Source organism: Bacillus sp. CH_70, from assembly GCF_038007045.1.
Classification (GTDB): domain Bacteria; phylum Bacillota; class Bacilli; order Bacillales; family Bacillaceae_G; genus Bacillus_A; species Bacillus_A cereus.
In genome coordinates, this window is sequence record NZ_JBBOWL010000001.1 from 1,122,860 (window position 1) to 1,134,458 (window position 11,599).

The following is an 11,599-nucleotide window of genomic DNA, read 5'->3' on the forward strand; positions in this document are numbered from 1 at the left end:
CAGAAGTATCTAGTAGTGCAGCGAAGAAAATCACTATGGATATTGAAGAAGTTGCAAATGGTGCAGAAAGTCAAATGCAAGCAATGGAACAAACTGCGGGTGCGATGGAAGAGTTGACACAAGGAATGCAGAGTATAGTCAATACATCATCCTCTGTAAATGAATTATCTGCTCAATCAGCATTAGATGCAGAGAATGGTAACAAATTAATGAAACAAATGATTCAACAGATGGATACAATTCAAAATTCGGTACATAGCGGTGTGAAACAAGTAGAGACTATGAAAGAACAATCAGAAGAAATTGTTAAAATCATTGATGTAATGCAAGGTATTACCTCTCAGATTAACTTATTAGCATTAAACGCCGCAATTGAGGCTGCACGTGCTGGTGAAAGTGGTAGAGGATTTGCAATTGTGGCAGATGAAGTGCGGAAATTAGCAGAACAATCTAGTGATTCTGCAAAACAAATTGAGAATCTTATTACTCAAGTTATGGGAACAACGAACCATACGGTACATATGATGGGGAAAGTAGATAATGAGGTACAGGCAGGTACACAAGTAGTAATGCACACAGAAAAAGTATTTGGAACAATTACAGAAAAAGTACAACAAGTATCTGAGCAAATTCAAACGGTATCTATGTCTACAGATGAAATTGCAGCGAGTAGTGAGGAAATCTCGGCTTCTGCAGAAGACATGGCTCAAATTTCCCAAAGATCATCTGACCGAACTGATAGGGTAAAAGAGTCTATTCAACAGCAAGAAAAATCTGTTCAAGAGATTTCGGTTTCAATTGAACATATGCATAACGCAGCAGGAAAATTAAAACAAATAGTTGCCCAATTTACTCTTCAAAAGTAGTAGCATATTTGAGTGTTAATAAATATAAAAAAAGCATCCTCTTTTAATAAAAAAGGATGCTTTTTTTATTGCTACTATTCATAGACTTCGGGCATTTTCAAGGCGATGATTTATACATACTAGATTTGTATATTACTTGTTTTTTGACAGTTTAAGAGGTTTATCGAAGAGGATTATTTCTGTATTAGTGTTTTTAGATTCTGCTGTTGCCAAACTATTAGACCGGATTTAGATGCAAGTAATAAGGATTATCCTTATATTTGTAGGGATGGCACTAACTTTTCGCGAGGGAAGAGAAGGCGAGTTATCAGTGAAGGGGAATGCTAACTCTGAAATATAAATCATGAATATAGTAACCTCCATTAGGTATTTCCTTTACGCGCCAATAAAGGGAAGTTGTAAAGTGAAAAGGAGTTTATAAAGAGATTGTAGAATGTTTTAGTACATAACACCTTAGAGGTGACAACTTCCTTTTTGAAAAAGAAAGAAGGAGGCATAAAGCAGAAAGGTAGTGGAAATATTTCTTCTAGAAGATTTGCATTTTATCTTACATTCACCAAAAAAGAGTACTCCTGAAACAACGAAATTCATTTTATTTGAATGAAATAGGGAGAGAGGATAATGAAGAAAAAAATATTGGGTGTAATGATGATTGCGACAATGGCAGGAGGTATATTTGCAGGGACGAATGTGACGCCTGTAAAAGCGGAAGAGTATCCACAAATGATTGTGTTTGAAGATGTTCCATACGGATTTTGGGCATATGATGCTATTATGGATTTAGCATATCATAAAATTATATTAGGGTATGGAAACGGGAAGTATGGTGTTGGTGATCTTATAACACGTGAACAAGTAGCTGGGACTATTTACAGAACACTTGAGATAAAAGAAGAAGGATCAGTAGCGAATCCATATAAAGATGTTTCTGATAGTACAACAACTTTTAAAAAGGAAATTTTGGCGTTAACAAAACGTGGTGTTTTTACAGGGGATGGCCAAGGGAATTTTAGGCCGAAAGCACCAATCTCTAGAGCGGAAATGGCTGTCATTTTAAAACGAGCATTTAATTTTGAAACGAAACAAAAACATACATTTAAAGATATTCCAAAAGGCCACTGGGCAGAAGATGCAATTAGTGCGCTACAATCTAATAATGTTGTAAGAGGAACTGGGAATGGCATGTATGAATTAAATCGCCCTGTACCTAGAGAACAATATGCTCAGTTTATTAATAATGCGATTATTAATTATCATTTGAAAGAGGATTGGAAATAGAGTGAAATATGAAAGCACAAATAGAAATATTTGTGCTTTTTTGTTTGTTTAAAAAAGAATTATTATTCGTTTATTTGTATTTTTAATGTTATACATAAGCTTTATAATCAACCCCATAAAAAAGACATGATGTGTAATATGATTCACAAAACCGTCACGAAATGTGTCGAAAAATATATTGTCACTATACCATTCATTCTGCATATTTTAAAAAAAACATATACATATTGGGGAGATAATTTGATGAGCAAAAAATTATTAAAAACAGCTACAGCATTAACAATTATGGGTGGGGTGTTATTCTCAGCAGAGAGTAACAGTGTAAAAGCGGAAAGTGCACCGTTGCAAAAAACAAATACAATTGTATTTAAAGATGTACCAAAAGGACATTGGGCATATGAGGCAATTCATGAATTAGCGGAACAAGAAATTATTTTGGGATATGGCGATGGAATATTCGGTTTTGGGGATAATGTAACACGTGAGCAAGTTGCAGCTTTAATTTACCGTGTGTTTGATATGGAAGAACAAGATGAATATGAAAACCCATATGGAGATATTGATGAAAATTCAACAAGCTTTATCGAGGAGATATTGGCTTTAACGGAAATGGGAGTTTTCCAGGGAGACGAGAATGGAAACTTTAGACCGAAGGCGACGTTAACGCGTGCGGTAATGGCACAAGTTCTTATGAATGCTTTTGACTTACAGGCCAAGGGATCTCATAACTTTAATGATGTTTCAGCAAATTCATGGGCAACGAATGCAATTAGTGCAGTACAAACAAATGGTATTACAATGGGAATCGGAGAAGGTAAATTCGGTCCGTCTATGAAGGTAACGAGAGAACAATACGCACAGTTTTTACATAGAGCAATATTGCATGATATGGAACAAGGGCAGTAATAAAGTTTAACTAGTCAAAGTGAAATTTAAAAATAATACAAAAAGGTCATTGTTGTATAACAGCGGCCTTTTTTGTATGAAATAAAGCACGAAAGAATGGCGTTTTGAAAAAAAATGAAATGAATTTTCAAAAAAAAACTTCCTTTTCTGAAGATTTGTTATATAATATAAAACATGAAATCAAATCTGTTATAAAACAGTTTAAGAAGGGGATGCTAATATGTCGACGCAAACTTCACGGGTTACACTCGTTGGAGAAATGTTACCAGCGTACAACGAAATATTGACACCTGAGGTGCTTAGTTTTTTGAAGGAACTACATGAGAATTTCAATGAGCGCCGCATAGAACTTTTACAAAAACGTGTAGAAAAACAAAAAAAAATTGATGCAGGGGAGTTTCCGAAGTTTCTAGAAGAAACAAAACACATACGTGAAGCGGATTGGACAATTGCCAAGCTGCCAAAAGACTTAGAGGATCGCCGCGTAGAGATTACTGGACCGGTAGATAGAAAGATGGTCATTAACGCTTTAAATTCAGGAGCGCATCTTTTTATGGCGGATTTTGAAGATTCGAATTCACCAACTTGGGAAAATGCAGTTGAAGGTCAAATCAACTTACGAGATGCAGTAAAGGGAACGATTTCACATAAAAATGATAAAGGGAAAGAATATAGATTAAATGAGAAAACAGCTGTACTCATTGTACGTCCAAGAGGATGGCATTTAGAGGAAAAGCATATGCAAGTTGATGGGAAGAATATGTCGGGTAGCTTAGTAGATTTCGGCTTGTACTTTTTCCATAATGCGAAAGCTCTTTTAGCAAAAGGAAGCGGCCCATACTTTTACTTACCAAAAATGGAAAGTTATTTAGAAGCGAGATTATGGAATGATGTGTTCGTATTTGCTCAAAAATATATCGGCATTCCAAATGGAACGATTAAAGCAACTGTGTTACTGGAAACGATTCACGCTTCGTTTGAAATGGATGAAATTTTATATGAGCTAAAAGATCATTCTGCTGGCTTAAACTGCGGAAGATGGGATTATATTTTTAGCTTTTTAAAGAGTTTCCGTAATCATAATAAATTCTTACTACCAGATAGAGCACAAGTCACGATGACGGCGCCATTTATGCGTTCGTATTCTTTGAAAGTAATTCAAACATGTCACCGCCGGAATGCACCAGCAATTGGAGGAATGGCGGCACAAATTCCGATTAAAAATAATCCAGAAGCAAATGAAGCAGCTTTTGAAAAAGTGCGTGCTGATAAGGAACGCGAAGCTTTAGACGGTCATGACGGGACTTGGATTGCCCACCCTGGACTTGTACCGGTTGCAATGGAAGTGTTTAATCACATTATGAAAACACCAAATCAAATTTTTAGAAAACGTGAAGAAATATGTGTAACAGAAAACGATTTACTAGAGGTACCGGTGGGAACGATTACAGAAGAGGGCCTTCGTATGAATATTAGCGTAGGTATTCAATATATTGCATCTTGGTTAAGCGGACGGGGAGCAGCACCCATTTATAACTTAATGGAAGATGCGGCAACAGCTGAAATTTCAAGAGCACAAGTATGGCAATGGATTCGTCATGAAGGTGGAAAACTAAATGATGGTCGTAATATTACGCTTGAATTAATGGAAGAGCTAAAAGAAGAAGAATTAGCAAAAATAGAAAGAGAGATTGGTAAGGAAGCCTTTAAGAAAGGGAGATTCCAAGAGGCGACAACGTTGTTTACAGATCTCGTTCGAAATGATGAATTCGTACCATTTTTAACATTACCGGGTTATGAAATTTTATAAAAAATGAAAAGGGGATGGAACAAATGAAAAACGAAAGAATCGAGAAGTTACAAGAAAGCTGGGAATTAGATGAGCGTTGGAAAGGGATCACACGTCCATATTCGGCAGAAGATGTAATTCGCCTGCGCGGGTCAATTGATATTGAACATACGTTAGCGCGTCGCGGTGCTGAGAAGCTTTGGACATCGCTTCATACAGAAGACTATATTAACGCACTTGGCGCATTAACAGGAAACCAAGCGATGCAACAAGTAAAAGCTGGGTTAAAAGCGATTTACTTAAGTGGTTGGCAAGTAGCAGCTGATGCAAACCTTTCTGGACATATGTATCCAGACCAAAGTTTATATCCAGCGAACAGCGTACCTGCTGTAGTAAAACGAATTAATCAAACGCTTCAACGTGCGGATCAAATTCAGCATATGGAAGGAAGCGATGATACAGACTATTTCGTACCGATTGTAGCAGATGCAGAAGCTGGATTTGGTGGGCAATTAAATGTATTCGAACTGATGAAAGGTATGATTGAAGCAGGTGCATCAGGTGTGCATTTTGAAGATCAATTATCTTCAGAGAAAAAATGTGGCCATTTAGGCGGAAAAGTACTACTACCAACGCAAACAGCAGTACGCAATTTAATTTCTGCACGCCTTGCAGCAGATGTAATGGGAGTGCCGACAATTATCGTTGCAAGAACAGATGCGGATGCAGCTGATTTAATTACGAGCGATATCGATCCTGTTGATAAAGCATTTATTACAGGAGAAAGAACACCAGAAGGGTTTTACCGTACGAATGCAGGTCTTGATCAAGCAATTGCGCGCGGTTTAGCGTATGCACCGTACGCAGACCTCGTTTGGTGTGAAACGTCAGAACCAAATTTAGAAGATGCAAAACGATTTGCGGACGCAATTCATAAGGAGCATCCAGGGAAGCTACTTGCATATAACTGCTCACCTTCATTCAACTGGAAACAAAAACTAGATGAAAAAACAATTGCAAGCTTCCAAAAGGAAATCGCATCTTACGGTTACAAGTTCCAATTCGTAACACTTGCTGGATTCCATTCATTAAATTACGGTATGTTTGAACTAGCACGTGGCTATAAAGAGCGCGGCATGGCAGCATACTCTGAACTACAACAAGCAGAATTCGCAGCTGAAAAACATGGCTACTCTGCAACACGTCATCAACGCGAAGTAGGAACAGGTTACTTTGATGAAGTTGCACAAGTGATTACAGGCGGAACTTCATCAACGACAGCGTTAAAAGGATCTACGGAAGAAGCACAGTTTACGAAATAAAAGGAAGGGGCACCTTTTTGAAGGGTGCCCCTTGTTATTTTCTAAACGATTCGAAAAGAGAGATTGAGTTGTCGGCAAAAAACGATACTTCCTTTTCTTTATTACTAAATCAACTCCACTCAGCCCTATGATCACGAATAAACTTCATATCTTTCTCATAATGCTCTAGATGTCCTTCATCAATCATTCTTTGGAAATTCAAGTCGCCTTCTTGCGCTTTTCGTTTCATATATGTACATAATCCTTCTAATCGAAGCAACACCATTCCTAAGTAATCTTCATCCATATTTTTATCATAGGACTGAACGAACAAATTCATTCTCTCTTTAATGCGATCTGCATGTTGCGATGAGTCATAATGAACGGCTTCACCGGATTCTGTATAATACACTCTACTTAAAGGCACACAAGTATAGAGTGTATAAGCGATATCCCATAGTCTTGGACCAGGAGCAGCAACATCGAAATCAATAATCCCTACTGGCTTCTCATTATTAAAAATAATGTTATATATGGCAAAATCATTGTGACATAAAACCTCAATGTTATTTGGAGTGTGATCCATCGGTTTCCAATCATCTAATAACGGAAAATCACTTACAGCATCATGGTAAAGGCGAAGTATCTTTGCGATTTCTTTTAATACATCATTAGATCGCATATATTCTTTTAAAGGATAATTGCCAGCTTCTCCTTCAATAAAGGATAAAATCTCTCTATCCTTTTCATCTACACCTAAAAACTTTGGAGCATAATGAAATCCTTTGTTTTCTAAGTGTTGTAATAGCTTATGGATCTTTGCGCTATCTGGCTTTAATTCTCGACGAACAGTATTTTCAGAACGATATACGTTCGAAACGTTTCCGCCTGTTAGCTTTTCTTCGTTATTGTAGTTTGACATGTAAAAATTCCCCCTATAATTCAAAAATCCAATTCCAAATAGTGAATAGACCAACAACGGCAGAAAAGAGAAGGCAAGCAAGGAATGCTAGACAGCCAAAAGTAACTAGCTTATCTTGCCATGTTTCTTTATACTCATAAATTAACTCCTCTGCTACTTTCTTCTGCACTGAAGATAAAGGTTGATCTTTATACAAACCTTTTAAATGGTTAGAATCGCCTTTAAACTTTAAAGCACGTGCAATATGATGAGGATTATTTCCCATTGATGTTTCAAATAATAAACATGATTCATGCATAATGTCTGTTTTATGTTTCTCTAGATACCAGTAACGTCCAGCCATTTCTGGATATTGTAATGTATAATAAATATCTCCGAGTTGTTTTCGAAGATGTAATTCATTTGGGTATGTAAAGATGAGGCCATGCAATCTATCTCTTGCTTTTCCAAGATTATTATTTTCAATATCCTCTTTAATTCTTTTTAATGTTTTTCTAGGAATTTTATTGGTCATAAACTCCTCCTTATTTGGAATAAAGATAATTATATTTTATAAGAAATACTAAAAATTAGAAATTCTATTTTCGAAAAAGATTGTACATTTTATTTTAATGTGCTATGATGATGTCAGTTGAATAGTTAAATTAAGCAATCCATATGTTATCAAGTGCTGAAAACGAACGAGAAAAAGTATGTGAGAACTAGTTTATGTTTCGTATTTGATAATGTGTGGATTCTTTTTTTAGACAGGAAGACTAAAAAAATTAAATTTGTATTTTCTTAGGAGGAAATAATCATGGCAGTAACAGGACAAGTAAAATGGTTTAACAACGAAAAAGGCTTCGGTTTCATCGAAGTTCCAGGCGAAAACGACGTATTCGTACACTTCTCTGCAATCGAAACTGAAGGTTTCAAATCTCTAGAAGAAGGCCAAAAAGTTAGCTTCGAAATCGAAGAAGGTAACCGTGGACCTCAAGCTAAAAACGTAATCAAACTATAATTTTATAGTTGATGATGGAAAAAAGGATGGCTAATGCCATCCTTTTTTTGTTGTGGGGAAAGTTTTTTCAGAGCCTGTTTTTATATCTAAATCTCTTTTTCTATGTTACAACGGGTGAAAAATTATCTGGAATGCGTATTAGTTTCTGTAGAAGAATTAGTTCAGCAAGAGCATTTGCTGCGTATGATAGTAAATAACTATAAATTTGTATTCTCTGTTGAAATGGGGAAATCTTTTCCAGATGGACCTTAAGTAACATCTTTTTTGTTAGTGTTGTTGTTGGAATTTTGTACGTTTTGAGATGATGTTTCTAACAGTTGTTCTTGTTCCTTACTAGGGGTATTCAGAGCATCTGAGGGGATGCTATTAACCTGCTGGCTTAATAGATTTTCTTTGTTCATAGTATACAGCTCCTTTTTGGAATTCGATAAAAAGCAATGTAATTATAAATAGCCACTTATATATATTGTGTTTTTGAATGACATTATATACAAAACTTATATTATAAAGTTAACTAATTAACGAATTGTTAGTGATGGATAAAGGTGTACAAATTTGAAGTGTTTAATAAAAATTAAAAGCGAGTAACAAGTACAAATACTTTTTCTCATGTTTTAGATAAGGATCATATTACAAATCAAAAAAGATGTAGAGAACCTTGGAAGAAAATATAGTTTTTTTTAGGGTGAAGAAGAATAAATAAAATGATACTACAAATGTAAAAAGGCATTCCATAAAGGAAGGCCTTTTATTGTTCTTGCCCTGATTTTTTCTTCTCACGTTTTTTACATTCTGGACATTTTGATTTACGAAACGGTTTAGCAAAGAATAGCAGAATGAAGAATAAACCAAATATAATACTAGCTGAGTTTTTCACGATAATGACGCTACTATTTTTCATTTGAATTGATGGTTGGATTTCTTTTTCTTCCATAGTGGCCCTCCATATATTGGATTTATATTTTAATTATAGCAAAGTTAATTGTTTTCATGATGTGAAAAGAGGAATGGATAATAAATATTTATAGGTAGTATAAATGCTGTTTTTATAACTTTAAAATTAAATCATTACTATATCGTGATTTTATCATTTAACAAATGTTTGATAAATGATAAAAAATTGTAAAAAAGCGGAACTTGTAAGCTATTTCCTTTTCATAGATGCTAAAATTATATATGCAGCTGCTAATATAAATGGAAAAAAGGAGATAATGGAGTATGGAAAGTAAAGTGGAACGCTATGTCGAAAATTATGTTGTAACGAAAAATACGATGGCCTTACTTCCTGTTATTCTAAGTGAAAAGAAAATTGTTACGCGAGTCGTTGAAATGAATGATTCTTTTTTCGTATTTCAAAAACCTCTAGATATTATAGAAAGAAGTTGCCGCAAGCATGGCTCTAGTTTCTTAGGCAGAAAAGAAGGAACGAAAGAGTTAACTCATATTACACATAAAGCGCCGATTGCGATTAGTCCAGCAGATCAACTTTATTTTTTCCCTACCTATTCTTACTCTAGAAAAGAGTGCGCTTGGTTGTCTCATTTTTATATTGAAAGTAATAAAGAATTAAAAGATGGAAATCTTATTATTAGATTTATAAATGGCTTTGCTGTGAAATTAGAGATATCAAAAACTAGTTTTGAAAATCAACAAAATCGTACAGCGAAATTACGTACTGAATATGAAGATCGTAGGAAAAAACAAGGGAATCCTTGTTTTAAAGAGGTTGATAAAAAAGAGGAATCAACATTAAGACCCGCTTATGAGAGTGTGTATTTTGTGAAGGAAGGCGAAGTGTGAAAGGATGGGGGAATCCCCATTCTTTTTTGTTTATCCTGTTATTTGTGGGCAGTAAGACCCCCGCCTCAAAATTCAGCGAAAGCAAAGAAGTTAAGCGGGGGATCAACAAAATCCCCACTGATTAAAGTTTCACCTTATCAGTCTTTGTAGGTAAGGCGATATATTAGAAAAACCGAGTTGTAATTGTTATATTTAGAAAATCACCAGTGTAATTTCATTTACCGATAAAAATCGGAAAACCATCTAAATAACAAAACGAACGACATGTCCTGTCGAATATTGATAGATTATCATAGCTAAATAATGAAGGAATTCTTATGAAAGATATGGAAACTTTAATAAATGCATCTCCATATGTCGTATCTACCATTTCCTCTTTCATATAAGCGATGATACAGTAGGGATAGTATTTAGAGTAAAGGGGTAAAGTGTAGAATGGATTTTCAGACAATCAAAGAGTATTTTTCACCAGAAAATATGGATCATATTGTTGAGAGTTATAAAGCGTTCGGACCACTTCTTGGTATTGGTTTACCGATGATAGAGGCGTTGATTCCAGCATTACCGCTTATCGTATTTGTACTGGCGAATGCTGTTGCATTTGGCTTTTGGCTCGGTTTTCTTTATTCATGGCTTGGATCAGTAATGGGTGCATTACTTGTCTTTTTCATCATCCGCCATTTTGGTCGCAGTCGTTTCTTTTCGTTTGTAAATAAGCATGAGAGAGTACGAAAAGCAATGGGGTGGATTGAAAGGAAAGGATTCGCACCGATTTTTGTTATATTTTGTTTTCCGTTTACACCGTCAGCGCTCATAAATGTTGTCGCTGGTTTATCCCGAATTAGTGTAAAACAGTTTGGTCTAGCGTTAGCATTCGGAAAACTTGTGATGATTTTTATTTTAACGTATATCGGTCATGATTTAATGTCATTTATTCATAACCCGGTGAAATCAGTCATTGTAGCGATTGGTATTTTTATTTTATGGTATGTCGGTAAGAAAATCGAAGTAAAGTTAGAACTACATTAAGAATAGTCTTCTTTGTAAAGGAAAGCTTCAGTATTAAAGGATAAGGGGAGAAGCAGATGAAGAAAACTTTGAAAAAAGAAGGCATAGAGTGGATACGAACAATTTTAATTGGTGTATTATTAGCTGTATTTTTTCGAACGTTTTTCTTTTCAACGTATGTTGTAGAGGGGAAGTCAATGATGCCGACATTGCAAGATGGCAATATGCTCGTTGTAAATAAGGTGAGTTATCAAGTTGGGGACTTGAACAGATTTGATGTTGTGGTGTTTCATGCGAATAAAAAAGAGGACTATGTAAAGCGAATTATCGGTTTACCTGGAGATCATATTGAATATAAGCATGATAAGTTATATATAAATGGACAATTTATTGATGAGCCGTATCTAGAGAAGTATAAGAAAGAGATAAATGGAAGGCAACTAACAGGCGACTTTACATTAGAAGAGTTAACGAAAGAAAAGCTGGTGCCACCCGGGTTTATTTTTGTAGTAGGTGATAACCGGCTCGGGAGCTGGGATAGTAGACACTTTGGCTTTGTAAAAGCTGATACAGTCGTCGGTAAAGTTGATTTGCGATATTGGCCAATTCAAGAGGTACAAACGAATTTTTCAAAAGGTTGATATAATGAAGTAGAAGTATAGAAAAGACAAACAACTCAGTTTGTCTTTTTTCGTGTACTATAATACAATTATAGTAGCAAACTAACGT

At 35.3% G+C, this 11,599-nt stretch carries 13 protein-coding genes and 1 pseudogene; 10 read left to right on the plus strand and 4 right to left on the minus strand.

Translation table 11 applies throughout. The features are described from left to right. The first annotated feature begins 74 nt into the window (after positions 1–74). From N2V79_RS29205 to aceA, 6 genes and pseudogenes are all read left to right on the plus strand, one after another. The gene (locus tag N2V79_RS29205; RefSeq protein WP_406940645.1) at positions 75–866 is read left to right on the plus strand and encodes a methyl-accepting chemotaxis protein; all 792 of its coding nucleotides are present in this window, start codon (positions 75–77) and stop codon (positions 864–866) included. Positions 867–925: 59 nt separating this feature from the next. Then, a pseudogene (locus tag N2V79_RS05695) lies at positions 926–1,206 on the plus strand (EamA family transporter); the annotation flags it as partial. Between the two features lie 281 nt (positions 1,207–1,487). Further along, entirely contained in the window at positions 1,488–2,144 is a 657-nt protein-coding gene (locus tag N2V79_RS05700; protein ID WP_000727104.1) for an S-layer homology domain-containing protein, read from the plus strand. Between the two features lie 138 nt (positions 2,145–2,282). Continuing rightward, positions 2,283–3,050, plus strand: a complete 768-nt coding sequence (locus N2V79_RS05705) for an S-layer homology domain-containing protein (RefSeq protein WP_340719657.1) — start codon at positions 2,283–2,285, stop codon at positions 3,048–3,050. A gap of 220 nt (positions 3,051–3,270) precedes the next feature. Continuing rightward, positions 3,271–4,860, plus strand: a complete 1,590-nt coding sequence (aceB, locus tag N2V79_RS05710; protein WP_340719658.1) for a malate synthase A — start codon at positions 3,271–3,273, stop codon at positions 4,858–4,860. Positions 4,861–4,883: 23 nt separating this feature from the next. Next, the gene (gene aceA / locus N2V79_RS05715) at positions 4,884–6,161 is read left to right on the plus strand and encodes an isocitrate lyase (RefSeq protein WP_000787346.1); all 1,278 of its coding nucleotides are present in this window, start codon (positions 4,884–4,886) and stop codon (positions 6,159–6,161) included. 109 nt (positions 6,162–6,270) lie between these two features. On the opposite strand, the gene N2V79_RS05720 is transcribed toward aceA, so the two are convergent. Next, the gene (locus tag N2V79_RS05720) at positions 6,271–7,062 is read right to left on the minus strand and encodes a phosphotransferase (protein ID WP_340719659.1); all 792 of its coding nucleotides are present in this window, start codon (positions 7,060–7,062) and stop codon (positions 6,271–6,273) included. A gap of 13 nt (positions 7,063–7,075) precedes the next feature. Continuing rightward, the gene (locus tag N2V79_RS05725) at positions 7,076–7,576 is read right to left on the minus strand and encodes a DUF6584 family protein (RefSeq protein WP_340719660.1); all 501 of its coding nucleotides are present in this window, start codon (positions 7,574–7,576) and stop codon (positions 7,076–7,078) included. Between the two features lie 282 nt (positions 7,577–7,858). Here N2V79_RS05725 and cspA point away from each other — a divergent pair, with 282 nt between their 5' ends. Further along, the gene (cspA, locus tag N2V79_RS05730; RefSeq protein WP_000301522.1) at positions 7,859–8,062 is read left to right on the plus strand and encodes an RNA chaperone/antiterminator CspA; all 204 of its coding nucleotides are present in this window, start codon (positions 7,859–7,861) and stop codon (positions 8,060–8,062) included. 248 nt (positions 8,063–8,310) lie between these two features. Here the strand turns inward: cspA and N2V79_RS05735 are convergent, their stop codons facing one another. Continuing rightward, the gene (locus N2V79_RS05735) at positions 8,311–8,463 is read right to left on the minus strand and encodes a hypothetical protein (RefSeq protein ID WP_340719661.1); all 153 of its coding nucleotides are present in this window, start codon (positions 8,461–8,463) and stop codon (positions 8,311–8,313) included. A gap of 347 nt (positions 8,464–8,810) precedes the next feature. After that, on the minus strand, positions 8,811–8,996 hold the full coding sequence (locus N2V79_RS05740) for a hypothetical protein (protein WP_000391373.1): 186 nt from the start codon (positions 8,994–8,996) through the stop codon (positions 8,811–8,813). Positions 8,997–9,280: 284 nt separating this feature from the next. Between N2V79_RS05740 and N2V79_RS05745 the strand changes: the two genes are divergently transcribed. The 3 genes from N2V79_RS05745 to lepB all read left to right on the plus strand — a co-directional run bounded on the left by N2V79_RS05745 (position 9,281) and on the right by lepB (position 11,511). Beyond that, entirely contained in the window at positions 9,281–9,862 is a 582-nt protein-coding gene (locus N2V79_RS05745) for a competence protein ComK (RefSeq protein ID WP_000444443.1), read from the plus strand. 435 nt (positions 9,863–10,297) lie between these two features. After that, positions 10,298–10,891: a TVP38/TMEM64 family protein gene (locus N2V79_RS05750; protein ID WP_000347517.1), complete on the plus strand. Its 594-nt coding sequence runs from the start codon at positions 10,298–10,300 to the stop codon at positions 10,889–10,891. Positions 10,892–10,947: 56 nt separating this feature from the next. Further along, on the plus strand, positions 10,948–11,511 hold the full coding sequence (gene lepB / locus N2V79_RS05755) for a signal peptidase I (RefSeq protein WP_000751897.1): 564 nt from the start codon (positions 10,948–10,950) through the stop codon (positions 11,509–11,511). The last annotated feature ends 88 nt before the right edge of the window (positions 11,512–11,599 follow it).